Source organism: Streptomyces achromogenes (genome assembly GCF_030816715.1).
In the GTDB taxonomy this organism is placed as follows: domain Bacteria; phylum Actinomycetota; class Actinomycetes; order Streptomycetales; family Streptomycetaceae; genus Streptomyces; species Streptomyces achromogenes_A.
This window is the reverse complement of the sequence record NZ_JAUSYH010000001.1, coordinates 7,506,754-7,530,063: the sequence shown is the minus strand read 5'-3', so window position 1 is coordinate 7,530,063 and position 23,310 is coordinate 7,506,754. Positions and strand designations below refer to the sequence as shown.

Here is a 23,310-nt window from a genome sequence, read left to right as displayed (position 1 = left end):
GGTACGTCCGACAGGCCCTTGCGAGGTGTTCCCTCTCCCGGCGCAGCAGGACGGCGGCCAGGTCGCGCCGGCCGTCCTGCGGCCCGCCACGGCCGGGGCACCGTGCGCAACGGTGAGCCGCGCGCCGTCACGCTCGTCGTGGCCGGCGGTCGCGTAGACGATGACGATCGTCATATCCAGGGGAGCCGGAAGGGAGCACGGCCTCGGCCCGATCCAGCGCGCCGTCACGCGATCGCATCGTGGCCGGTGCGGCCGACCTCATCAGCAGGCGCGGCCTGAACGCCGCGAGCATCCGCGAGGTGGCCAAACACGCCGAGGCGCCGCTCGGCTCGACCTACCACTACTTCCCCGAGGGCAAGCAGCAGCTGGCCACCGAGGCCGTGCGGTATGCGGGAGGGGCGGTCGCCCGCATCCTGCGCAAGGAACTTCAGGCGGGCCCGGTCGCCGGCCTGCGGGCTTTCCTGGACCTGTGGCGCGGCATCGTCGTCGCGAGCGAATTCCACGCCGGATGCCCCGTGCTGACCGTCTCCGTGGAGGAGCCGCCGGCCGACGATCCCGCCGGCCGTCACCGCAGCCGCCGAGGCGTTCGAGGAGTGGGAGCGGCTGCTCGCCCAGGCGCTCCGGGCGCACGGCGCCGACTCGGAGCGGGCGCCGGAGCTCGCGGCCCTCATCGTGGCGACCGTCGAGGGCGCCATCGCCATGTGCCGCGCCGAGCGCAGCATGGACCCGTTGGACCAGGTGGCTCGGCAGCTCGAAACCATCATCTTCGGCGCGCTCGGCCGTCCGGCCTGACGCACGGCCGTACGCCTAGCGGCCCTCGTGCGCCTCGTGGCCGTGCGCGTCGCGGGGGGGGTGGTTCGCCGATCCGGGCGCAGGTCGCCTCGCAGGCGGCGTGGTCCTTCGCCGTCACGCCGAGCCCCGCACCGGAGTCAGCGGGAAGAGCCTCCACGGCCCCCGTCCGGCTCGCGGTCCCCGAAGTGCACGTGGAACCCGGCCCGTGCGGCCGACGTGAACTCGCCACTCGCCGGTCTCGCCGAGTGTCATGTATGCCGAAGCGAAAGGAGCTGTCGGGCGACCAGGCGGCCGACCGGCGCCAAGCACCGCCGCGCCGGGGCCCGTCGGAGTCTGCGCCGCGAGCGCACGCGTCGGCGTACGCCCGGCACAGTCGGCGTACGCCCACCACGCGTCGGCTACGACCGCAGGCGCGCGCCGGGCGGCGCACGGCCGGCCGGGGAAGCCGCTCAGCGTCCGGGACCGCGGCGTCCCGGCTCCGCCGCCCCTACCTCCTGGTCTGGCCCGGGACCAGGCCGGCCTGCGGTGCGCCGAGCCCCTGCAGGGCCTGCTGCGCCTTCTGCACCAGGCCGTCCGCACCGCAGGAGCGGGCCAGCGTCAGGCCCCGGCCGAGTTCGGCGACCGAGCGGGAGAGGATGCCGTACTCGACCCGCGCGGCGGCGTGTTCGTACTGGCAGGGCGACAACTCCAGGTAGGTGACCGCCTGCTGGGCGAGCCGGACGGCACGCTGCCCGGTCTCCAGGGCGGCGGCGCACCGCAGGGCCTCGCCGATCGCGGTGTCGGTGCCGAAGCGCTCGGCCTGACGGCGGGCCTCGGTGGCGAGCCGGCTCGCCCGTGCCGGGTCCTCCACGGCGAGGGCCCGGGCCAGGTCGACGGCCCAGGGCACCATCACCGGGTTGAGGTGACCGCGGGCAGCCGCCGCCTTCTCGGCCTCCTCCAGCTCGTTGACGCCCTCCTGGACCCGGCCGACGGCCAGCAGCAGCCGGCCGCGCACCGACCGGGGGTCGGGCAGCACGATCGTCGACGGGTAGGGCGGGGCGAAGCCGTACTGTTCGGCCACCTCCCAGGCCCGGTCGGCATGGCCGCGCACCAGCAGCGTGTCGACCAGGTTGCAGGTCGCCGACCAGTACAGGGGCAGCCCGCGGCCGACGCGTTCGGCGAGACGCAGGGACTCCCTCAGCGATTCCTCCGCCTCCTTCAGGCGCCCCCTGCGGCGCAGCCCGAGGCCGAGGTAGGCGTGGGCCAGGGCGAGGTGACCGCCGCTCCAGCCGGCCGACACATAGGCGCGCAGGGCCTCGTTGAAGAGGGCGTCGGCGCGGTCGAGCCGGTCGGTGTAGGCGTAGGAGCTGGCCAGCATCATCAGCAGCTCGATGCCCCACTCCTGGTCGGTCCAGCCGAGGCCCGGGGCGAGGCGGCCGTTGACGAGGGCGCGGTCGCAGAACTCGACGACCTCCTCGGCGTTCTCGCCGTGGGTCATCAGGTCGAAGCCGCGCAGGATGAGCAGGGCGCGCTCGGAGTCGTCCCGGCCGGTGCAGGACACCGCGAGGGACGCGAGCTTCTCGGAGCGGCGGGCGGACGTCGGCTCACCGGCGTTCACGCCCTCCCACATGAACTGGACGGCCTGCAGCCGCAGCCGCGCGGGTCCGGGTGCGAGTCGTGCGGCCTCCGCCTCGACCGTGCGGACGGCCTCCCCCAACTGGTCGTTGTGCAGCAGCGCCTGGGAGAGGCGGTAGACGGCGTCGACCCGCTCGTCGCCGTCGAGGCCCGGCAGGGACAGCGCCTCGCGCAGGTGCTCGATGGTCCTGGCCGGCGCGGTGAGCAGGGTGGCGCAGCCCAGTTCGTACAGCACGCGCGCGTGGACGTCGGGCACGGGCGGTTCGCGCAGGGCCCGCTCCAGACAGCGGCGGGCCGCGTCGGGGGCGCCGACGGCGAGGTGTTCCCGGGCGGCCTCGCGCAGCTGCTCGACGAGTTCCTCGTCGCCCTCCGCGTGCACCTGCAACAGATGCCGGGAGGCGGCCGCGAGGCCCTTCCCGGCGTCCGCGACGACCTGGGCGGCGATGCCGTGCATCGCGGTGCGCAGGCCGCCGGGGATGGAGTCGTACACGGCGGAGGCGATCAGCGGGTGGACGAACTCCAGGTCGCCGTCCTCGGCCGGGGCGGCGGCGGGGTCGGGCTCGGTGAGGATACGGGCGTTGCGCAGCAGCTCGGCGCAGCGCGCCGCGTCGTCACGGCCGAGGCCGGCGAGCCGGGCGGCCTGTGCGACGGAGATGTCGGCGCCGAGGATCGCGGCCGCCATCGCGAACTTGGTGGCGTCGACGCCGAGTTTCTCCAGGCGGTCGACGAGGCCTCCGCCGCGGGCCGCCCGGTTGAGGGCGCGGAGTTCGGTGGCCGAGGACTCGCTCGGCGTCAACTCGCGGTCGCGGACCTTGGCGAGGAGTTCGACGGTCTCGTACGGGTTGCCGTCGGTGACCGCCCACACCTCGCGGCAGAAGGAGGCCTCGGCGTGGTCGCCGAGGGTGGCGCGGGTCAGGCCGGCGACCGCGGCCGGGGTCAGGGCGCTGAGGCTGCTGACGGCGCGGCCCGCGGCCTCGCCGACGGCGTCGAGGTGCCGCGCCGCCTCGCCCTTCACGTCGCCGGGCCTGCGGGCCACGACGATCAGGACCGGCAGTTCGTCGAGGCGTTCCACGAAGGCGACGAGCCAGCGCAGGGATTCCTGGTCGGCCCAGTGCGCGTCGTCGACGAGCAGCACGAGCGGGTAGTCCCGCCGGGCGAGCCGGGTGACGGCGGCCACGAGGCCGTCGCACACGCCCTGCGGGTCGGCGTTGCCCTCCCCGGGTTCGACGATGCCGAGGGCGGGACCGGCGATGCCGAACCAGTCGCCGAGGTACTCGCGGGCCTCCTCCGGGTGCAGGGACATCAGTGCGGGCTGCAGCAGTTGCCGCACCATGTTGAAGGGGACGGACCTCAGTGTCTCGCCGCCGCGGGCCGACCAGACCGCGCAGCCGCGGGCCTCGGCGATGCGGCGCGTCTCGGCCAGCAGGGCGGTCTTGCCGAATCCGGCCTCGCCGCGGAGCACCAGCAGGTGACCCGTGGAGGACCGGTCGGCGCAGAGTGTCTCCACCGCCTGCGCGATGGCGGCGACCTCCGCGTCGCGCTCCCACAGGGAAGCCGAGGCGGCCGCCGCCGGCCTGACCTCCGTCATCCCGCTACCTCCCCAAGTCGCCCGAACGACGTACCGACGTCGAGCGTAGCTCTCCGAGGGCGCGCGCGGAGGGTGGTCCACGCAGGTCCCGCCTCGACGGGTGACGGGTCGCGGCGCCGAAGGGCCCGGCGGGCCTGCAGAAGTGCTCCCGTGACGTCAACGGGGAGCGACGCGCGCCGAATTGACGTCGAATTCGCGCCACGCCGAGGGAGCCCGGCCGGCCGGGCGTCGGGGTCCGGTTCCGACGGAGTGTCCTCCCTCTCATCCGGATCTCACCGACGCCTCATACGGTGGGGGTATGACGCAGGTGACTCCTCCCGGGTGGTATCCCGATCCGGGGCAGACGAATGACGGTCCCGCCACCGAACGCTGGTGGGACGGCAAGGCATGGACGGACCAGACCCGCGCCGCGGGCTCGGCCGCCGCTTGGGGTCCGCCGGCGCAGACCGCGGCCGACGGCACGCCCGCGGCCCACCCGGGCGGCGCCGGGCGACCTGGGTACCCCGCAGGCCCGGCGTACCCCGCGGGCCCGGGGTATCCCGGAGCCCCGGCGTATCCCGGAGGCCCCGCCTACTCGGGCGGCCCCGCGTATCCCGGGGGCCCCGCGTATCCGGGAGGCCCCGCGAGCGGCCCCGCGTATCCGGGGGACCCCGGATACGCGGGCTACCCGGGGTATCCGGCGGCGCCCGCGGCCGGCCGGCGGCGCGGGCTGCGCACGGGCATAGCCGTGGCGGCCGCGGTCGCCGTCCTCGCCAGCATCGGGGTCGGCGTGTACGCCCTCGCCAAGGACGACAAGTCGGGCGGCGGCGGTGGCACGGCCCAGGGACCGGGCGGGCGGGGCGGTCCCGGGGGCCCGGACGGACAGGACGGCGGCGGGTCGGGCGGCTCGGACGGGCCGTCGTCCTCGCCCGGAGGGTCCGAGCCGCCGACGATCAAGAGCGGTTCGGTGACCGACGCGCTCAACGGCATCAGCATCCCGATCCCGAAGGGCTGGTCGGGCCAGCAGCTCCAGGTGGGCGTCCAGGTCGTCTCCGACGCCTCCTACAAGTGCCCGGGCGACACCACCAAGACCTGCACCAAGGGGGGCGTGTACTCGTCGCCCGCCGAGGCGCTGGGGAGCAAGGGCGCCACGGCCGAGGAGGTCGCGAAGGCGGACGTCGCGGCCAACGCCGAGCAGTCGTACGGCGGCACGACGTACGGCGCGATCACCTCGCACCAGGTGCTCGCCTCGAAGGCGGTGACGGTGGCCGGGCAGAAGGGCTATCTGGTGCGCTGGAAGGCGGTGACCAGCAAGGGCGCGGACGGCTATGTCGAGTCGCTGGCGTTCCCGGCGCCGGCGGACGCCAAGCGCTTCGTGGTGCTCCGCTTCGGTCTCGACACCGATCAGGACGTGTCGGTCATCGACACGATCACCAAGAGCGTCAAGGTGTCGACGGGCGGCGGCAGCGGACAGGACGTCTGAGCGCCCGACCCGCCCCGCGGGACACGCCGGGCGGGACACGGCCCGCCGGGCGGGAACACCCCTGCGTTCAGGGATGTCCCCGCCCGGCCGGGGGTGCGCGCCGCCCCCGTCCCCACGGTGCGGCGCGATACAGGTCGCCGTCCGGTCATCCCGTGGACGGCGGCCTGGGTCCGTTCGGTCTCAGGCCGGCCTCGGAGCGGCCCCGGCCGGTCCCCCGGCCGGCAGGTCGCCGCCGGAGCGAGGGACGAGGCCCAGAGCCGGCAGCACGGCGGCCTCCACGAAACGCAGCAGGTACTCCCCGTCCGCGTACTCCCCGTCGACGACCGGACGGGCGCGGATCACCCCGAACAGCTGCGCGGGGACGTACTCCAGCGCCGGATGGTCGCCGGCGATCTCGCCGCGTTCCACCCCGCGCCGCAGGATCTGCCGGAGCGCGTCGATCTCCGGGGCGACGATCGCCTCCCGCAGCGCACGGGCGAGTTCCTGGTCGCCGGTGACCGCGTGACCGAGGGCCTGCATCAGCGTGGTGTCGTGGGTGGACCAGCGCCCGGCGGCCCGCGCGGCCTCGCGCAGGTCCCCGGCGAGCGAGCCGGTGTCGATGCCGGTCAGCCGGGCCTGGCGGCGGGAGCGCAGGGCGGCGACGACGAACTGCGGCTTGGTCTTCCACTGCCGGTAGAGCGTGGACTTGCTGCAGCGGGTGCTCGCCGCGACGCCCTCCATGGTCACGGCTTCGTAACCGCATTCACGGACCTGGTCGAGCACGGCGTCGAAGAACTCCTGCTCCCGCTCGGGCGTGATCTTCGAGCGGCGCGTGGCGGCGGCCGACTCCGGTCCGTCCGCGGCCTGCGACGTCATCTGCTCTCCCCCTCGCTTCTCTTCCGCTCGGCGCGCCCGCCCGAAGGCGGTGCGGCCCTCCGATCGGCCCGGTCTCCGGCGGTCGGATCGGCCCGGTCTCCAGTGTGGCGCACATCAATCGATACGTCAGTGTACCGATACTGCTTCGTTTCGGTACACTGACGTATCGGAACGACATCGTATCGATGGTGTATGCACGAGCCACCGCCCGACGACACCACCTGGACGACCTGCGCCACCCGCATCACCTGCACCACCTGTTACCACCTCACACGCACCGCCGTCAGCGAAGGGGCCGGGGGATGAATGCCCGCACCGAGCCTGCAGAAGCGGAGCCCGTCACACCGGCGAGGCCGCCCGTAGTCCGTGAGCTCCTGCTCGTCGCAGGTCTCTTCGCCGTCTACAAACTCGGCCGCCAACTGGCCGCGGACCACACCGGCGAGGCGTTCCGCGACGCCCGGGACGTGTGGCACGCCGAGCGGTGGCTGCACCTGCCCGGCGAGGGCGCCGTGCAGTCCCTGCTGCTGCACGGCGACGGCCTGGCCGAAGCCGCCAACGCCTACTACGCGACCGTGCACTTCCCGGCCACCCTGGCCTTCCTGGTCTGGCTGTACCTGCGCCGCCCGGCGCACTACACCTGGTCGCGGCGGGTGCTGGCCGCGGTGACCGCCGCCGCCCTGCTGCTGCATCTGGCGTTCCCGCTCGCCCCGCCGCGGATGCTGGCGGCGACAGGCCTGGTGGACACCGCGCGCGTGTACGGGCCGTCCGTCTACGGCCCACCGCAGACGGACCACCTGTCCAACCAGTTCGCGGCGATGCCCTCGCTGCACTTCGGCTGGGCGCTGATGGTGGCGATCGGCCTGATCGTCGCCACCCGGTCACGGTGGCGGTGGCTGTGGCTGCTGCACCCGCTGCTCACCCTGCTGGTGATCGTGGGCACGGCGAACCACTACTGGCTCGACGCGATCGCCGCGGCCGCCCTGCTCGGTGCGGCGCTGGCGCTGATCCAAGCGCCCCGGCGCACGGCCACCACGGACACCGCGGGCGGACGCGACGCGCGCGAACTCGTCCCCGCCGAGCGGCGGGTCCTAGTCGGAGCGGGCCGATGAACGCCACCCTGATCGCCGTCGTCCTCTCCCTGTTCTCGGCCGTCGCGTACGCGGCCGCCGCGGTCGCCCAGGAACGGCTCGCCTCCCGGCACCCGGGCTCCGGCCTGGCCCGTCTGCTCGGCAACGGGGCCTGGTGGTGCTCAGTGGGGCTGAACGCCGGCGCCGCGCTGCTGCACGTCGTGGCCCTGAAGTACGGCCCGCTCACCGTGGTGCAGCCGCTCGGCGCGCTCACCCTGGTGGCGGCGGTGCCGATGGGCGCGCGGGTCGCGGGACGCCGGGTGAGCGCCGCCGAGTGGCGGGGCACCGCCCTCACCCTGGCCGGCCTGGCCGCGATCCTGGTCACGGCTTCGGGGCCGGCCCCGGAAGACGTCCTGAGTGGGCCCGAGGCGGTGGCCGTGGCAGGGGCCACGGCCGTGCTGATCGGGCTGCTGGCCCGGCGCGGCGCCCGTCCGGGGCTGCGGCACGCGACGGCCTCCGGCTTCGCCTCGGGCGTCGCCTCGGCGCTCACCCAGACGGTGACGGTGGCCGCGACGGACCGCTCGGGTTCGCTGCTGAGCCCGCCGGTGATCGGGATGGCACTGCTGGTCGCGGCCTTCGCGACGGGCGGACTGCTGCTGTCGCAGACCGCCTACCGGGACGGTCTCGGCGCCCCGCTGGCCATGGTGACGCTGGCCAACCCGGTGGCCGCCGCGGCGATCGGCCTCGCGCTCCTCGGCGAACGGCTCCAGGGAGGGCTCGCGGGGCTGCTCCTCGCCCTCGCGGGAGCAGGGCTGGCGGGGCGGGGCGTGGTGCTGCTGTCGCGGGCAGCGCCGCACCCGGCGGCCGTCACGGAGTCCGTCACGGAGCCCGTCCCCGCGTACGTCACGGAGTCCGTCACGGAGCCCGTCCCCGCATACGTCACGGAGTCCGTCGCGGATGAGGAACACCCCGTGGCGGCGGTGCTGGCACTGCGGCCGGAGACGGCGTCCGCCGAACCGGCGCTGCTCCCCCGGCCGACGACCGGCCCGGAGCACCTCACCCCGTTGTGAGGCGCGGCCGGGTGGCACCTTCCGGGAACGTGCCACCCGGGCGCGGAGGGTGTGAGCCGCGCCCCGCGCGCGTCCGCCGGGAGGGTCAGCCGAAACCGCGCGCGTCCTGCTTGAGCGCGGTGTCGACGGTCAGGGCCGTGGCGACGACCAGGCTCAGCAGCGGCTCGGGCAGCTGGTAGTGGATCTGCAGGACGTAGTTGTCCGCGGTGGTGAACATCGTCTTGGCGAGGCCTTCCCAGGTCTTGGTGATCCGGGCGACCTCGTTGTCCGCGTGGTCGACGATCGCGAAGTTCCACGCCCGCCAGTTCTCCGCCTTGATGGCGCCGACCTGTCGGCCCTCCGCGTTGATCGCGAAGTTGATCTTCCCGAAGACGTTCTGCTGGACGATCTCGCCGACCGGCTGCCCGTCGGGACGGGTCACCAGCACCCGCGACTTGAAGATCTTCGCCGGACGGGTCAGCAGCAGCACCGGCTGCCCGTGGGCGTCGCGGATCTCCAGTCGTTGCGTCAGGTACTGGTCGATGCTGGCGAGGAAGCGCACGATCTTGCGCAGCGTGCTCTGGCCGACCTGGACCACCGAGCCGAGCTGGTTGCCCTGCTGGTCCATCACCTTGTACTCGTTGGTGAGTTCGATCAGCTTCGCCTTCTGGTTCACCACCAGCACCGGCTCGCTGAACAGGGAGCCGCCGCCGGGACCGCTCGGCGCGACGCCGGCCTGCTGCTGCACCTGGCGCTGGACCCGGGCGTCGGGCCCCGCCTGCTGCGGTATCTGCGGGACGGGGCCGCCCTTGCCCTCGGCGTGGGTCTGCTCGGTCCACTGGGCGCCGTCCCAGTAACGCAGGGTCTGGGCCGCTCCGTGCGGATCGGGATACCAGCCTGCAGGCGTGTTCGAATGCGTGTTCACCGGGGCACACTACCCCGCGCCCACCGGGACCCGACCAGCCCCCGCGATCCGGCACTCCTCGCACGTTCACCGCGACCACCGGTCCAGGCACGCACCGCCGAATGCGGGCCGGGGGGAAGCGAGCGCATGGCGGCAGCAAGGGGCACCCCGACCGGGTGGAATCGATTCACATGGCATCATTCGGCCGGCGTGGCAAGCGGGCGTCCTGAGGGAAGCGGCCGGTGGCGCGGCGCAGGTCGGAGACGACGGCGGCGTCGGTGGCGTCGCGGTCCGCCTCGGTCACCGGCCACAGCGCGAGTGGGCACGGCCGGCGTCCACCGGGAACCTGTCGCGGGCGAAGTTGCGCAGTGACGGTGGCGCGGCGCAGGGGTCGCCGAGCAGGGCGGCCCACCCACGGTTCCACCACGCCGGTTGCCAGTCCGCCGCGAACACGGCGACCGGCACGTCCCCGAGCCGGGCGAGCACTGGGCATGCCGGGCGGGAGATGATCGGAGATCGCGCCGTCCGTCGGCGGGACGAGCTGGGCCAGTCTCTGACCAGCTCTTTCGTAGATGCACTTCCGCCTGGCAGAAGCCTCCTTGCGCACTGACCACGCGCCTCACGACCCTGTTTCCAACCACGGCACGCGGGGCGACGGCGCCCCGCCGACAGGGACGGGAACCCCCATGCCTCACATGACCGCCTTCGCCAGGAACCAGTGGTACGTCGCCGCCTACAGTCACGAGGTCGGACGCGAGGAGCTGCTCGGGCGGACGATCCTCGGGGAGCCGCTGGTCTTCTACCGGACCGAGGAGGACGGCACGCCGGTCGCGCTGCACGACCGGTGCGTGCACCGCCGGTTCCCGCTCTCCGAGAGCCGCCTGGACGGCGACCGGATCGTGTGCGGCTACCACGGGTTCACCTACGACACGACCGGCGCCTGCGTGTACGTGCCGGGGCAGAAGCGCATCCCGCGCACCGCCCGGGTCACCGCCTACCCGGTCGTCGAGCAGGACTCCCTGGTGTGGGTGTGGATCGGCGACCCGGCGCTCGCCGACCCGCGGACCATCCCGCGCGCCCGGCACCTGGACGCCCCCGGCTGGACGACCGTGCGCGGCATGGAGCCCATCGACGCGGACTACGGGCTGCTCGTCGACAACCTCCTCGACCTGTCCCACGAGACGTATCTGCACGGCGGTTACATCGGCACGCCCGAGGTCGCCGAGACGCCGATCACCACCGAGGTCGACGAGGGCGCCGGGATCGTCCGGGTGAGCCGGCACATGGACGACGCCGAATGCCCGCCCTTCTACGCCCGTTCGACCGGCATCGAGGGCCGGATCACCCGATGGCAGGACATCGAGTACCACGCGCCGTGCCTGTATCTGCTGCACAGCCGCATCGCGCCGGTGGGCGTGCTGCCGGAGGCCGACGGGAGCGACCCGAACGGGTTCCACACCGAGATCACGTACGCGATCACCCCGTCCGCCGACGGCAAGGTGTACGACTTCTGGATGGTCTCGCGGGACTGGGCGACGGACGACGACGAGGTCACCGGGTTCCTGCGCGGCAACAACCACACGGTGGTCATGCAGGACGTCGACGCCCTCAACCTCCTGCAGCGGACGCTGGGGTCGGAGCGGTCCGGCTACCAGGAGCTGAGCATCAACATCGACACCGGCGGTCTCGCCGCCCGCCGCATCCTCGCCCGGCTGGTGGAGGAGGGCGACAAGCCGGCGGAGCGGGTCCTGTGAGCAGCCCCACCGGCGAGGTCTACCGCATCGACTGGCTGCCGGGCACCGACGTCCTGCACGGCACCTGCCACTGCGGAGCCGAGCACACCGAGCAGGACCCGGTGGTGATGTGGGAGTGGATGCTCGCCCACCCCCAAGGTCACGAGCCGCGGAAGGGAGCACCTCATGAGTGACGTCCAGGAAGTCGAACTCGTCGTAGAACGGAGGGAGTTCGCGGCCGACGGCGTGCTCGCGCTCACCCTGCGCCATCCCCTGGGCGAGCCGCTCGCGGCCTGGGAGCCCGGCGCCCACGTCGACGTGGCCCTCGGGCCGGACCTGGAGCGGCAGTACTCGCTCTGCGGCGACCCGGCCGACCGGAGCGCCTGGCGGATAGCGGTGCTGCGCGAGCCGGCCGGGCGGGGCGGGTCGGCTCATGTGCACGAGGAGGTGAGGGAGGGCGACAAGCTCCGGGTGCGCGGTCCGCGCAACCACTTCGCCCTGCGCCCGGCGGCCCGTTACCGGTTCATCGCGGGCGGCATCGGGATCACGCCCGTCCTGCCGATGCTGGCGGCCGCCGAGGCGGCGGGCGCCGAGTGGACTCTGCTGTACGGCGGCCGCACCCGCGACTCCATGGCGTTCACGGGAGAGTTGGCGCGGTACGGCGAACGGGTCACGGTCGCGCCCCAGGACGAGACCGGTCTGCTGGACCTCGGCTCGGTGCTCGACGAGCTGCCCGAGGACGCCCTCGTCTACTGCTGTGGCCCCGGTCCGCTGCTGGACGCGGTGGAGGAGCGCTGCCCGGCCGGGGCGCTGCACGTCGAGCGGTTCCAGGCCAAGGATCAACCCACGGGCACGGACGTGGAGTTCGAGGTCGAGCTCGCGCAGAGCGGCCGTACGGTGACGGTCGCGCCGGGCGTGTCCGTGCTGGACACGGTGCGCGCGGCCGGCGTCGAGGTGCTCTTCTCCTGCACCGAGGGCACCTGCGGCACCTGTGAGACCGATGTGCTGGACGGCGTGCCCGAGCACCGCGACTCGGTGCTCACCGCCGAGGAACGGGAGGCCGGGGAGACCATGATGATCTGTGTGTCCCGGTGCCAGGGCGGGAAGCTGGTCCTCGACCTGTGACCCGCGGGACGTACCTGTGACCCGCGGGACGTACCTGTGCCCCGCGGGACGTGCCGCGGCCCGCGGGGCGCCGACGGCCCGGGGGTCTCATGCCTCCGCGGGCGGCACCACCCTGAGGTGGCCGGCGGCGCGGCGCCCGGCGCGCGCCCTGCGGGTCGCGGGGGCGGGACGCGCCTCGCGCAGCACCAGCGTGAGCCGCGTGTACCCCATGTCGCGCAGGGCCGTCGGGGTGTCCTCGACGATGCGGCAGTCCGTGGCGCCCCAGCGCGGGTCGGGATGCACCAGCGGGCGGACCGCCCCGTCGTGCTCCGCGGCGCCCTCGCCGACCGCGCGGATCCAGTGCGGCAGGCCGTACCGGTAGGCGGCCTCCATGATCGGGTCCTGGGCGATGTCACGGCGGATCGCCAGCAGCCCGTGGTCGTGGCCGTGCCGCTCCACGGCCGCCGCGAAACCGGCGAGCATCGGCAGGCACCAGCCGGCCTCGTGGTCGCCGAGCACCGAGGGCGCGTCGGGGTGGAAGAGCACGAAGCGCAGGAAGTTGTCGCCCGGCTGGGCCGTCGGATGCGGGCTCACCGCCCGGAAAAGTGACGCGAAAGCAGCGTTGGACTGCACCACGTCCCAGCGGTGGTCGACCACGACGGACGGGAAGGGGACGGCCTCCAGGTAGACGGCGCAGTCCTGCAGATACGCCTGGGCCTCGGGTCCTTCGGGGACGGGACGCGGTATGGACCGCTGCCCACCTGCCTGATGCGCCATCGGGAGGTCACCCCTCTTGCCTCTGCGGCCTTCACGCGGCGCCCCGATCCTGCTGCCGGGGCGCAGTCATGTCAACTATCGTGGCATTCCATGCTCGTTGACGGCTGAAATTGGCCACAGTTGTGGCGAGACCTGGATGTGAGTTCGAAACACCCGCTACTCTCCACAAGTTCACGGCGACCGTCTGTGCCGATGAGCGTGCCCCGGTGAGAGGGACGTGAGAGACCTAGGAGACCTGTCGGTGGCGGAGGATGGCTTCGAGGTTCCGGGCGCCACGGCGACGGTGCTGCTGTCGGCCGTCGTCGCCCGTGTCGCCGGGCTCGCCGACCGGCTCGGCGTGGCGCACGCGGAGGTCTTCGGCACCGGGCGGCTGTCCGTCGCCTCCGGTGTCCCCGAGCCCGTGGTCAGGGCCCTGTTGAGCGGCCGGCCCGCCGGCGAGCCCGATGTCCAGGCCCGCTTCCTGCAACGCCTGGACCTGTTGCGCCGTACGCGGCTCAAGCCGAACGGCCGCAAGTACACCCAGCAGGAGATCGCCGACGGCGCGGGCATGTCGCGCCAGCAGGCGGGCGCCCTCATCAACGGCGACCGGCGTCCCACGATGGAGCACTGCGACGCCCTTCAGCGCTTCTTCCGCGTGCACGCGGGCTTCCTCACGGCGGAGGACCCGGAGGCGCTCGCGGGGGCGTTGCAGCACACCGAGCAGGAGCTGCTGCAGAAGCTCGCCGCGCGGGAGGCGGCCGCGGCCGCCGAGGACCCGCTGGAGCGGCTGCTCCAGGACCACGGCGTGCGCGGGATCGCGTGGCGGGCCGCCCAGCTGCCCACCGACCAGCACCGCGACAAGGTCGCCGAGTGGCTGGACATGCTCCTGGAGAGCGTGAAGCGGCCCGAGTCGTGATCCGGGGGAGAACTGTGAGCATCGCGAAGGAAATGCGCCGGCTCAGCGGCGAACTGGTCTCGGAGCTGACCCTCCCGGCCCCCGCCCCGCCGGCCGACCTGTACACCGCTCTGTGCGACGGGATGAGCAGACGGCGCGGCCGCCCCGTGCACTTCCGGATGGCCCCCTTCCCCGCGGACACGGCCAGCGGGCTGTGGCTCGACATGGCGGACCAGGACCTCGTCGTCATCGAGGAACGCACCGCGCCCGACCACCAGTTGGTGATCCTCGGGCACGAGCTGTGGCACATGAAGGCGGGGCACTGCAGTCATCACGTCGAAGGCGCGGCGGTCGCGGCCCGTTTACTGAACGACGGAGCCGACCTGCGGGCGACGGTCCGCAGCGTGGCGGCGCGCACCCGTTTCGACCTGGCCGACGAGCGGCAGGCGGAGAGCTTCGGTCTGCTGCTGGCCAGCAAGTGCCGCACCTGGCTGCCGGGGTCGGCACCCCGGGGCCGGGGTCAGCGGGACCACCTGGCGGGCCGTATCGAGGCCTCGCTCGGGTACTTGGGACCGCAGAACTGAGCGGCGGCGCCCTCGGGGGCGCGCGCCGGGCGCGTTCGGCGGGTGACGGACCTTGGCGCGCTCCGTCCCGATCCGGGCCTCCGGCGGCCCGTACACGGGCCCTTCACGCAGCTCAGGAACGGTTTCCCGCACGGAGTCCGGCGCGGGCGGCGCCTGCGCTGAGCGGGCGAACCGACGTGGAGGACGGCCGGATTGTCAGTGGTGGGCGGCAAGCTGGGGGTGCGCCGCCGCACGGTGGCGTACGCGCCGTGGGGGCGCGTGGCAGACGACGACGCCGACACGGGGAGAGCCGACCGATGCCCACTGCCGTACTGACCGACCGCGAACGCACCGCCGTCCAGGCCTATCTCCGGCTGCTGCACACCGTGCGGGCCGCCTTCGGCGACGAGGAGGGCGGTGCGCACGCCGGCGCCTCCCTGCCGCCGCACGACCGTCGGCCCCCGGTGGTGCCGCCCGCCGTGCTGGCGGAGGCCGAGCAGGCGCTGGCCGACGCGGGGCTGACCGGCAACGAGGAGGAGTTCTTCCGGCTGCTGCACAGCTGGTGCCCCGGCAGATGAACCGCGGGCGGCGGCAGCCTCAGGAGTGCGGCACCGTCACCGCCGTGGCCACCAGCCCGTGGCGTACGGTCCAGCGGCCGTCGAAGTGCTCGACGCGACGCCCGCCGACCACCGGCCCGGGGACCAGCAGCCGGGCCCGGAACCCGCCCTGCGCACCCGCGGCCGGCCCGGTAGTGACGGCGGTGCGGCCGTCGTCTGCCGAGATCTCGATGTCGGCCTCCCCGAAGTCCAGCCACTTTCGGGTGAGGGGGAACCACGCCTTGTAGACGGACTCCTTGGCACTGAACAGCAGCCGGTCCCAGTGCACCTCGGGACGGTCCGCGGTCAGCCGCTCGAGCCGCGCCTTCTCCGCGGGCAGGGCGACGGCGGCCAGCACGCCCTCGGGCAGCGGCCCGTGGGGTTCGGCGTCGATGCCGAGCGAGGCCAGGTCCGCGGCCCGCACCAGGGCCGCCGCCGAGTAGTCGGCGCAGTGCGTCATGCTGCCCGTGACGCCGTCCGGCCAGCACGGCGCGCCGCGCTCGCCGGGCAGCACGGGCTGCGCGGGCACCCCCAGTTTCTCCATGGCGCGCCGGGCGCAGCCGCGGACGACGGTGAACTCGCGGCGCCGCTTGTCGACGGCCCGGACCACCAGCGCCGCTTCCTGCGGGTACAGCGGCGTGTTGCCGAACTCGCGGACGCCCTCCTCGCCGAACGCCTCCACCGCCACGACGGAAGCGGGCAACAGTTCATCGATCACGAGGTCTCGTCCTCCCGGGGCAGGATGCGCCGCAGGCGGCCCGGCGGCTGCGGGCGCTTGCGCCACTCGCGTGGGTAGCCCACCGACACCTCCTCGAAGCGGACGCCGTCCTGCCGGGTGGTGCGTGGGATGTGCAGGTGGCCGTAGACCATGGCCTCGACGCGGAACCGGCGGTGCCAGTCCGCGGTGAGGGCGGTGCCGCACCACATGGCGAACTCGGGGTGCCACAGGACGTCCATGGGGTGACGGTGCAGCGGGTAGTGGTTGACGAGGACCGTCGGCAGGTCCGCGTCGATCTCGGCGAGCCGCCGCTCGGTCTCGGCGACCCGGGCCCGGCACCACGCCTCGCGGCTCGGGTACGGGTCGGGGTGCAGCAGGTACTCGTCGTTGCAGACGATGCCCGTGCCCTCCGCGTAGGCCAGCCCCTCCTCCTTGGTCGTGCAGCCGGCCGGCAGGAACGTGTAGTCGTACAACAGGAACAGCGGCGCGACGACAACCGGGCCGCCGGGGCCCTCCCACACCGGGTAGGGATCCTCGGGGCTCGTCACGCCCAGGTCGCGGCAGAGCTCCACCAGGTGCTCGTAGCGGGCGACCCCGCGCAGGGTGACCGGGTCGGTGGGGTGCGTCCACAGCTCGTGGTTGCCGGGAGCCCAGACGACCTTGCGGAAGCGGCTCGCGAGGGTCTTCAGCGCCCAGCGGATGTCGGCGGTGTTCTCCGAGACGTCGCCGGCCACGAGCAGCCAGTCCTCGTCCGTCTCGGGGACCATGGCCTCGACGAGGGCCCGGTTCTCCGCATAGCCGATGTGCAGATCGCTGATGGCCAGCAGTCGCCCGGCGGCACCGGCCTTCGACGTCACTTCACACCCCCCGCTCAGGAGCCCACGCTCCGTATCCACATGCACACACCAGTGTGCCCACGAGAACACATTCGCGGCCCCGGTACAAGGTCGAATCACGTCGTCCGTGGCGCCCGCACAGGGCTTCACCTGCGCCGGAGCGCCCCCTTACCGGATCGGGCGCCACACGTGAACAAGATCGGCGATTCCGTAACACCCGCGTTGCACGCGGCACCCCCGGGAAGCCGTATGATCGCCCCAACACCACCGCCATGGACGTCCCTTCCGCAGGGCGGTTTGGTGACCCACCATTCCCCCTGCCCGGGCCGGGCCTGCTTCGCCCTGCCCGCGAACCGTGAAAGGCGGCCTCGCATGGTCTCTCGCGTACGCGTCTGGCTCAACCGCACGTACGCGGAGAACGTGTTCTTCACGGATCAGCTGCGACGAAATCCCAGCGACCGCGCCGTCGAGATCCATGCCACGCACGGTGACGCCGACTCCCCCGTGCTGGCCGCCGCCGACACCGCCGAGCTCGAGCCGGAGGGCCTCTCCCCGGCGGCGTACGTCGAGTACGCGCTGGCCCAGTGCCGGCGCCGCGGCATCGACGTCTTCGTGCCCCGGCTGCACCAGTCGGCGATCGTGGCGCACCGCGCCGACTTCGAGGCGGTCGGCACCGCGCTGCTGGCGCCGCCGCCGGAGGCCGTCGCCGTCTTCCACGACAAGGTGATCGCGTACGAGGCCGTGCAGGCGATCGGCGTGCCCGTGCCGCCGTGGTACCGGATCCGGTCGGCGGACGAACTCGTGGCCGCTGTCGAGGAGTTGGAGGACGCGGGACACAAGCCGTGCTTCAAGCCGGCGTCCGGCGCGGGCGGGGTCGGCTTCCGCATGATCACCCGGGCGCCCTTCTCGCTGTCGCACCTCACCGGCTTCCCCAGCCCCTACGTCCAGCTGGACGCGGTGGTCGAGGTACTGAAGCAGGCCGAGGAGCAGGACGGGGAGACGGTCGACTGGCTCGTCATGCCGCGCCTGGAGCAGCCGGAGGTGTCCGTGGACTGCCTCACCGGCCCCGACAACGTCGTGCGCATGGCCATCGGCCGGACGAAGAACGGCCGCCGGCGGGGCTTCACCCTGCACGAGCAGTGGCTGGAGCCGGCGCGGCTCATCGCCGAGGGCTTCGGGCTGCACTACCTGTCCAACATCCAGTTCCGGATGTTCGGCGACCGGCCGGTCCTGATGGACGTCAACACCCGCCCGGCCGGCGGACTGCACCAGCTGTCCCTGTGCGGCGTCAACGCCCCTTGGGCCGCAGTGCAGTTGGCGCTCGGCGAGGATCCGGGCGAGGTCGTGCCGCCGTTCCTGGGACAGGACTACACGGTGGTGTCGGGCCCGCGGCCGCTGCGCGCGGTGACGCTGCCGCACCAGCGCATGGACGAGGTGGCGGCCGAGCCGCTGCTGCCGGCCATGCCCGCCCCGGCCGACTCCGTCGAGGTGGCGCCGGCCGCGCAGGCGCTGCCGTTCTAGAAAGCCCGAAACGGATATATCGCTCACCGGTATGGACCAATCCTGTCCGTCGCCTTGACAGGCGGATTGGTCCATACCAACTTTGTTGCGCACCCCCTGCACTCCCCTGCACTCCCGAACACCCCCATTCCTTCAGGGAGATCGCGTGCGCAGCACACCCCTTCGACGCCCATGGCGTCGCTTCCTCGCCCTGCTCGGCACCGCCGGGCTCGCCCTCGCCGGCGCCGTGGCCCTGCCGGGCACCGCCCAGGCGGCCAACGTCCTCACCAATCCCGGATTCGAGTCGGGCGCCCTGTCGCCCTGGTCCTGTACGGGCAATCTCGGCTCCGTCGTCTCCTCGCCCACCCACAGCGGGTCCAAGGCCCTCACGGGGGCGGTGAGTTCGAGCGACAACGCCCAGTGCAGCCAGACCGTCTCCGTCCGGCCGAACACCGCCTACGCGCTGACCGGCTGGGTGCGCGGCTCCTACGTGTACCTCGGCGTCGACGGCGGCGCCTCCACCTGGACGTCGTCGCCCTCGGCGTACAGCCGGCTGTCGGTGTCCTTCACCACCGGGGCCTCGCAGACCAGCGCCACGATCTACGTCCACGGCTGGTACGCCCAGGGCGCCTACCAGGCCGACGACGTCAGCCTCGACGGACCCGGCGGCGGGGACGGCACGGACACGCGGGCCCCGACCGCGCCCGGCGGGCTCACCTCGACCGGCAGGACGTCGTCCAGCGTGTCGTTGTCCTGGAACGCCGCCACCGACGACGTCGGCGTCACGTCCTACGACGTCTACAGCGGGTCCGCGAAGGTGCTCACCGTCTCCGGCACGGCCGCCACGGTCAGCGGGCTGTCCGCCGGCACGGGATACACCTTCACCGTGAAGGCGCGCGACGCCGCCGGGAACACCTCGGCGGCCTCCAACTCCGTGTCCGTCACGACCAGCGCGGGCGGGGGCGGCGGCACCGGGTTCAAGCAGGCCGCGCCCTACCTGTTCGAAGGGTGGGGAGACCCGCCGAACGTGACCACGGTGATGAACGCGACCGGCGTCAAGTGGTTCACCATGGCGTTCGTGCTGGACGGCGGCGGCTGCAACCCCCTGTGGGACGGCAACCGGGCGCTGGCCGGCGGGGTCGACCAGAGCGTCGTCAACCAGATCCGCTCGGCGGGCGGCGACATCGTGCCCTCGTTCGGCGGCTGGCAGGGCAGCAAACTCGGCGCCAACTGCTCCTCGGCGGGCGCGCTCGCGGGCGCCCTGCAGAAGGTGATCGACGCCTACTCGCTCAAGGCGATCGACATGGACATCGAGAACACCGACGAGTTCGAGAACGAGGCCGTGCAGGCACGGATCCTCACCGCGCTGAAGACCGTGAAGGCGAACAACCCCGGGCTGAAGACCATCGTCACCTTCGGGACGTCGACCACCGGGCCGACGTACTACGGCAACCGCCTCGTCGAGCAGGCCAGGTCGCTCGGCGCCGACATCGACGTCTTCACCATCATGCCGTTCGACTTCGGCGGCGGCTCGGACATGTACGGCAACACCGTGAACGCCACCGAGGGCCTGAAGAACAAGCTGAAGTCCACCTTCGGCTGGGACGACGCGACCGCCTACGCCCACATCGGCGTCTCGGGCATGAACGGCCTGTCCGACCAGCAGGAGAACACCACCCCGGCGATCTGGACATCCATCCGGGACTGGGCCAACTCCCACCACATCGCCCGGCTCGCCTACTGGGCCGTCAACCGCGACCGGCCGTGTCCGGGCGGGGGCGTGGTGAGCAACTGCTCCGGCATCAGCCAGAGCACCTGGCAGTTCACCTCCATCACGGCCGGCTTCACCGGCTGAGCCTCCCGGCGCGAGCCGAGGAAGCCCGGCCGAAGCCTCCCCCACGGCCGTGAAAGTCCCCCGGATCCCGGTCCGGGGGACTTTTTTCCACCAGGGGTGTATCAGGGGCGTACCCACGGACTCTCAAAGGGGAAGGGCCACCGGGGGAGCGCCGGCCCTTGGGGGGAAGCACAGGGAACGACGGGGGAAGCCCCGGGGATCGACGGGGGATCCTCGGGACACGGGGGATCGGGCCGGCCGGCCGCTGTCACGGGGAACGGCCGGCCGGCCCGACGGTGTGTCAGGAACGGTCGGCCGGCGGTAGGCGAGGAACGGCCGGGCCGGCGGTGCGCGCCGGACGTCACGCGCCCCGGCGCAGTCGCAGCGTCAGGATCTGGAAGGGGCGCAGGGTCACCTCGACCGTGCCGTCGCCGGGCACCGCGGCGGCGGCCTCCTCCTCCAGCGGCCGTTCCAGCAGGTCGGTGACCTCCGCGCCGGCCAGCGGGAAGCCGGCGCGCAGCACGCCCCGGGCCCGTCCGCCGCGGGACTCGTACAGCCGCACCACGACGTCGCCCGACCGGTCGTCGGCGAGCTTGACGGCCTCCACGGTCACGCCGTCGCCGTCCACGGACACGACCGGCTCCGCGGCGCCGGCCGACTCGGCCACCCGCAACGGCAGGTTGAGGGCGTAGCCCTCGGCGACCGCGTCCGCGATCGTGGCGCCGGGCAGCAGGGAGTACGTGAAGCGGTGCCGGCCCTGGTCGGCCTCGGGGTCCGGGATGCGCGGGGCGCGCACCAGGCTGAGGGCGACCGTGGTCGTCGTGCCGCCGTCCTCGCGGACCGTGCGGGAGACGTCGTGGCCGTACGTCGAGTCGTTGAGGACCGCGACGCCGTAGCCGGGTTCGCCGACGTGCACCCAGCGGTGGCCGGAGACCTCGAAACGGGCCGCCTCCCAGCTGGTGTTGGTGTGGGTGGGCCGCTGGACGTGGCCGAACTGGATCTCGGCGGACGAGTGCGGCGCGCGGACGTCGACCGGGAAGGCGGCCTTGAGGATCTTCTCGGCCTCGTGCCAGTCGAGGTCGGTCTCGATGTCGACGCGGGGGCTGCCGGCCCGGAGGGTGATCGTCTGGGTGAGGGTCGAGCCCTTGCCGAAGGACCGGGTGACGCGCAGGGCGCCGAGCAGCGGGTCGTCCTCGACGACGGTGACCGAGTCCGGGTCGAGCAGGTCCGTGAAACGGTTCTTGTAGTGCTTGTCGATGTCCCAGGCGTCCCAGTAGTTGGGCAGGTCCGTGTGCAGGCGGAGCAGGTTGCCGGGGCCGGCGAGGACCTCGCGGTCCGCGCGCAGGTCGCGCACCGAGGACAGCGTGCCGTCCGCCGCCAGCTCCACGCGGACCAGGCCGTTGTCGAGGGTCAGGCCGGTGACCGTCACCGGCTGCGGGGACCCGACGGTGGGCGCGGCCAGGGGCGCGGTGCCGTTCGCGGGGACCTCCACGTAGGCCGGCGCCCCCGCGGAGGTGCGGAGGACCTCGGCGCGGTCGTAGGGGCTGGTGTTGAACACCCGGGTGGCGCCCGCGCCCAGCGCGGCGACCGCCTCGGCGGTCAGCGCCTCCAGCTCCCCGGCGACCCGGGCGTACTCGGCCTCAGCCTCGCGGTGCACCCAGGCGATCGAGGAGCCCGGCAGGATGTCGTGGAACTGGTGCAGCAGCACCGTCTTCCAGAGCCGGTCGAGCCGGTCGTACGGGTAGGCGTAGCCCGGCGCGTGCAGCGCGGCCGTGGTCGCCCACAACTCGGCTTCGCGGAGCCGGTGTTCGGACCGTCGGTTGCCTTGTTTGGTGCGTGCCTGCGTGGTGTAGGTGGCGCGGTGCAGCTCCAGGTAGAGCTCGCCCACCCACACCGGGGCGTCCGGGTATTCCTCGCGGGCCTTGGCGAAGAAGACGTCGGGGTGCTCGACGACGACCTTCGGCGAGCCTTCCAGGTCGGCGAGCCGGCGGGCCCGTTCCATGATCTCGCGGGTGGGACCGCCGCCGCCGTCTCCCCAGCCGAAGGGGGCGAGGGAACGCGTACCGCCGCCCTTCTCGGAGTAGTTGCGCACCGCGCGGTCCATCTCCTCGCCGCTGAAGCGGGCGTTGTAGGTGTCGACCGGCGGGAAGTGGGTGAAGATGCGGGTGCCGTCGATGCCCTCCCACCAGAAGGTGTGGTGGGGGAACTTGTTGGTCTGGTTCCAGGAGATCTTCTGGGTGAGGAACCAGTCGTTGCCGGCGAGCTTGGCGAGCTGGGGGTAGGCCGCGTTGTAGCCGAAGGAGTCCGGCAGCCAGACACCCCTGGTCTCGACGCCGAAGTGCTCGAGGAAGAACCGCTTGCCGTGGACGAGCTGCCGGGCGATGGCCTCGCCGCCGGGCAGGTTGCCGTCGGACTCGACCCACATGCCGCCGACCGGGACCCACTGTCCCTTCTTCACCGACTCCTGGATGCGCGCCCACACGTGCGGGTAGTTGTCGCGCACCCACTCGTACTGCTGGGCCTGGGAGCAGGCGAAGACGAAGTCCTCGTACTCGTCGGCGAGCGCGGTGACGTTGGAGAAGGTGCGGGAGGTCTTGCGCTTGGTCTCGCGGATCGGCCACAGCCAGGCGGAGTCGATGTGCGCGTGACCGACGCCGGAGATGGTGTGGGCGCTGGCGTGCGCGGGCCGGGCCAGGACCGGGGCGAGGACCTCGCGGACGGCGGCGGCGCTGCCGGAGACGTCGTCCAGGTCGAGGGTGTCCATGGCCCGGTCCAGGGCGTGCATGATCTCGTGGCGGCGCGGCTCGTGCTCGGCGAGGTGGACCATCAGCCCGCGCAGCACCTGGAGGTCGAGGTCGAGGTGCCAGACCTGCTCGTCGAGGACGGCGAGGTCGGCGCGGCGGAAGGTGTACAGCGGACGGTCGCCGGCCGTCAGCACGTCGCCGAGCGGGGTCGGCGCGGCGAAGTCGCCGGCCAGGATGTCGGGGTTGGAGGCCGCCTCGACGAGGTAGTCGACGCTCTCGCCGCCCGTCGCAGGGTTGCCGATCGGCACGTACTGGTTGAGCGGGTTGACGGCCTTCAGCGGCGTCCCGTCGGTGCGGTGGACGAGGGCCTCGGCCTGGTTGCCGGGCCAGTCGCCGACGAAGCCGAGGTCGATGACGGCCTCGACGCGCCGGCCGGCCCATTCGGCGGGCACCCGGCCGCGCATCCGGAACCAGGTGGTGCCCCAGGGCGGGCCCCACGGGGTGTCCATGGCGAACGGCTCGTAGGCGGCGGCCGCGGCCTCCTCGAAGCTCACCGGCTCCCCCGGCGCCTGCCAGGCCTCGACCTCGAGGGGCACGGTGGCCGCGTAGACCGCGGGCTTGACGCGCTGGTTGTGGACGCGCTCGACGCGCTCCTCGATGCGGCGGCGTTCGTCATGCATGGGGAATCTCCAGGGAGGGA

19 protein-coding genes and 1 pseudogene are annotated in these 23,310 nt (G+C 73.1%); 12 read left to right on the top strand and 8 right to left on the bottom strand.

From position 1 onward, the window contains the following. Nucleotides 1-236: 236 nt before the first annotated feature. A pseudogene (locus QF032_RS33670) lies at nucleotides 237-792 on the top strand (TetR/AcrR family transcriptional regulator). Nucleotides 793-1,279: 487 nt separating this feature from the next. Here the strand turns inward: QF032_RS33670 and QF032_RS33665 are convergent. Continuing rightward, nucleotides 1,280-3,994 carry an ATP-binding protein gene (locus QF032_RS33665; protein ID WP_307047694.1) on the bottom strand — a complete coding sequence of 905 codons (2,715 nt, stop codon included), beginning with the start codon at nucleotides 3,992-3,994 and terminating at the stop codon, nucleotides 1,280-1,282. A 298-nt stretch (nucleotides 3,995-4,292) separates the two neighbouring features. Between QF032_RS33665 and QF032_RS33660 the strand changes: the two genes are divergently transcribed. Continuing rightward, nucleotides 4,293-5,456 (top strand): DUF2510 domain-containing protein, encoded by a 1,164-nt coding sequence (locus QF032_RS33660; protein ID WP_307059009.1) that lies wholly within the window; start codon nucleotides 4,293-4,295, stop codon nucleotides 5,454-5,456. A gap of 180 nt (nucleotides 5,457-5,636) precedes the next feature. Here the strand turns inward: QF032_RS33660 and QF032_RS33655 are convergent, their stop codons facing one another. Continuing rightward, a complete protein-coding gene (locus QF032_RS33655; protein ID WP_307047690.1) occupies nucleotides 5,637-6,311 on the bottom strand; it encodes a TetR/AcrR family transcriptional regulator in 675 nt (224 codons plus the stop codon). Between the two features lie 302 nt (nucleotides 6,312-6,613). Between QF032_RS33655 and QF032_RS33650 the strand changes: the two genes are divergently transcribed. Together QF032_RS33650 and QF032_RS33645 are read left to right on the top strand one after the other, a co-directional pair. Then, entirely contained in the window at nucleotides 6,614-7,420 is an 807-nt protein-coding gene (locus QF032_RS33650; RefSeq protein WP_307059007.1) for a phosphatase PAP2 family protein, read from the top strand. After that, nucleotides 7,417-8,448 (top strand): DMT family transporter, encoded by a 1,032-nt coding sequence (locus QF032_RS33645; protein WP_307059005.1) that lies wholly within the window; start codon nucleotides 7,417-7,419, stop codon nucleotides 8,446-8,448. The genes QF032_RS33650 and QF032_RS33645 overlap by 4 nt, the downstream gene beginning before the upstream one ends. An 85-nt stretch (nucleotides 8,449-8,533) precedes the next feature. Here the strand turns inward: QF032_RS33645 and QF032_RS33640 are convergent, their stop codons facing one another. Then, nucleotides 8,534-9,352 carry a phospholipid scramblase-related protein gene (locus QF032_RS33640; RefSeq protein ID WP_306947381.1) on the bottom strand — a complete coding sequence of 273 codons (819 nt, stop codon included), beginning with the start codon at nucleotides 9,350-9,352 and terminating at the stop codon, nucleotides 8,534-8,536. 279 nt (nucleotides 9,353-9,631) lie between these two features. After that, complete coding sequence (locus tag QF032_RS33635) at nucleotides 9,632-9,784, bottom strand: hypothetical protein (RefSeq protein WP_307060480.1); 153 nt, start codon at nucleotides 9,782-9,784, stop codon at nucleotides 9,632-9,634. A 233-nt stretch (nucleotides 9,785-10,017) separates the two neighbouring features. Here QF032_RS33635 and QF032_RS33630 point away from each other — a divergent pair, with 233 nt between their 5' ends. Genes QF032_RS33630 through QF032_RS33620 form a run of 3 tightly spaced genes read left to right on the top strand, consistent with a single transcriptional unit; the run spans nucleotide 10,018 to nucleotide 12,189 of the window. Then, entirely contained in the window at nucleotides 10,018-11,085 is a 1,068-nt protein-coding gene (locus tag QF032_RS33630; protein ID WP_307047684.1) for an aromatic ring-hydroxylating dioxygenase subunit alpha, read from the top strand. Beyond that, entirely contained in the window at nucleotides 11,082-11,258 is a 177-nt protein-coding gene (locus QF032_RS33625; protein ID WP_307047681.1) for a hypothetical protein, read from the top strand. The genes QF032_RS33630 and QF032_RS33625 overlap by 4 nt, the downstream gene beginning before the upstream one ends. Further along, complete coding sequence (locus QF032_RS33620) at nucleotides 11,251-12,189, top strand: PDR/VanB family oxidoreductase (RefSeq protein ID WP_307059003.1); 939 nt, start codon at nucleotides 11,251-11,253, stop codon at nucleotides 12,187-12,189. Before QF032_RS33625 ends, QF032_RS33620 begins: the two co-directional genes overlap by 8 nt. 87 nt (nucleotides 12,190-12,276) lie before the next feature. Here QF032_RS33620 and QF032_RS33615 read toward each other — a convergent pair whose 3' ends face one another. Further along, nucleotides 12,277-12,945: an MmyB family transcriptional regulator gene (locus tag QF032_RS33615; protein ID WP_307059000.1), complete on the bottom strand. Its 669-nt coding sequence runs from the start codon at nucleotides 12,943-12,945 to the stop codon at nucleotides 12,277-12,279. Between the two features lie 241 nt (nucleotides 12,946-13,186). On the opposite strand from QF032_RS33615, the gene QF032_RS33610 reads away from it, so the two are divergent. The 3 genes from QF032_RS33610 (at nucleotide 13,187) to QF032_RS33600 (ending at nucleotide 14,960) form a co-directional block, all read left to right on the top strand. Then, nucleotides 13,187-13,840, top strand: a complete 654-nt coding sequence (locus QF032_RS33610) for a helix-turn-helix domain-containing protein (protein WP_306947394.1) — start codon at nucleotides 13,187-13,189, stop codon at nucleotides 13,838-13,840. A gap of 32 nt (nucleotides 13,841-13,872) precedes the next feature. After that, a complete protein-coding gene (locus QF032_RS33605; protein ID WP_307050429.1) occupies nucleotides 13,873-14,403 on the top strand; it encodes a toxin-antitoxin system, toxin component in 531 nt (176 codons plus the stop codon). Nucleotides 14,404-14,699: 296 nt separating this feature from the next. Next, complete coding sequence (locus tag QF032_RS33600) at nucleotides 14,700-14,960, top strand: hypothetical protein (RefSeq protein ID WP_307058999.1); 261 nt, start codon at nucleotides 14,700-14,702, stop codon at nucleotides 14,958-14,960. A gap of 19 nt (nucleotides 14,961-14,979) precedes the next feature. Here QF032_RS33600 and QF032_RS33595 read toward each other — a convergent pair whose 3' ends face one another. Next, a complete protein-coding gene (locus QF032_RS33595; protein WP_307058997.1) occupies nucleotides 14,980-15,696 on the bottom strand; it encodes a 4'-phosphopantetheinyl transferase family protein in 717 nt (238 codons plus the stop codon). Then, nucleotides 15,693-16,553 (bottom strand): metallophosphoesterase family protein, encoded by an 861-nt coding sequence (locus tag QF032_RS33590; protein ID WP_307058995.1) that lies wholly within the window; start codon nucleotides 16,551-16,553, stop codon nucleotides 15,693-15,695. Before QF032_RS33590 ends, QF032_RS33595 begins: the two co-directional genes overlap by 4 nt. Before the next feature lie 351 nt (nucleotides 16,554-16,904). On the opposite strand from QF032_RS33590, the gene QF032_RS33585 reads away from it, so the two are divergent. Both QF032_RS33585 and QF032_RS33580 read left to right on the top strand, forming a co-directional pair. After that, entirely contained in the window at nucleotides 16,905-18,053 is a 1,149-nt protein-coding gene (locus QF032_RS33585; protein ID WP_306947401.1) for an ATP-grasp domain-containing protein, read from the top strand. A 145-nt stretch (nucleotides 18,054-18,198) separates the two neighbouring features. Then, the gene (locus QF032_RS33580) at nucleotides 18,199-19,887 is read left to right on the top strand and encodes a carbohydrate binding domain-containing protein (protein ID WP_307058993.1); all 1,689 of its coding nucleotides are present in this window, start codon (nucleotides 18,199-18,201) and stop codon (nucleotides 19,885-19,887) included. Between the two features lie 340 nt (nucleotides 19,888-20,227). Here the strand turns inward: QF032_RS33580 and QF032_RS33575 are convergent, their stop codons facing one another. After that, nucleotides 20,228-23,290: an alpha-mannosidase gene (locus QF032_RS33575; RefSeq protein ID WP_307058991.1), complete on the bottom strand. Its 3,063-nt coding sequence runs from the start codon at nucleotides 23,288-23,290 to the stop codon at nucleotides 20,228-20,230. Between the last annotated feature and the right edge of the window lie 20 nt (nucleotides 23,291-23,310).

Coding starts and splice junctions, on each gene's coding strand:
- QF032_RS33600 (WP_307058999.1), top strand. CDS start 14,700: ATGCCCACTGCCGTACTGACCGACCGCGAACGCACCGCCGTCCAGGCC.
- QF032_RS33645 (WP_307059005.1), top strand. CDS start 7,417: ATGAACGCCACCCTGATCGCCGTCGTCCTCTCCCTGTTCTCGGCCGTC.
- QF032_RS33650 (WP_307059007.1), top strand. CDS start 6,614: ATGAATGCCCGCACCGAGCCTGCAGAAGCGGAGCCCGTCACACCGGCG.
- QF032_RS33585 (WP_306947401.1), top strand. CDS start 16,905: ATGGTCTCTCGCGTACGCGTCTGGCTCAACCGCACGTACGCGGAGAAC.
- QF032_RS33620 (WP_307059003.1), top strand. CDS start 11,251: ATGAGTGACGTCCAGGAAGTCGAACTCGTCGTAGAACGGAGGGAGTTC.
- QF032_RS33655 (WP_307047690.1), bottom strand. CDS start 6,311: ATGACGTCGCAGGCCGCGGACGGACCGGAGTCGGCCGCCGCCACGCGC.
- QF032_RS33605 (WP_307050429.1), top strand. CDS start 13,873: ATGCGCCGGCTCAGCGGCGAACTGGTCTCGGAGCTGACCCTCCCGGCC.
- QF032_RS33630 (WP_307047684.1), top strand. CDS start 10,018: ATGCCTCACATGACCGCCTTCGCCAGGAACCAGTGGTACGTCGCCGCC.
- QF032_RS33665 (WP_307047694.1), bottom strand. CDS start 3,994: ATGACGGAGGTCAGGCCGGCGGCGGCCGCCTCGGCTTCCCTGTGGGAG.
- QF032_RS33575 (WP_307058991.1), bottom strand. CDS start 23,290: ATGCATGACGAACGCCGCCGCATCGAGGAGCGCGTCGAGCGCGTCCAC.
- QF032_RS33660 (WP_307059009.1), top strand. CDS start 4,293: ATGACGCAGGTGACTCCTCCCGGGTGGTATCCCGATCCGGGGCAGACG.
- QF032_RS33615 (WP_307059000.1), bottom strand. CDS start 12,945: ATGGCGCATCAGGCAGGTGGGCAGCGGTCCATACCGCGTCCCGTCCCC.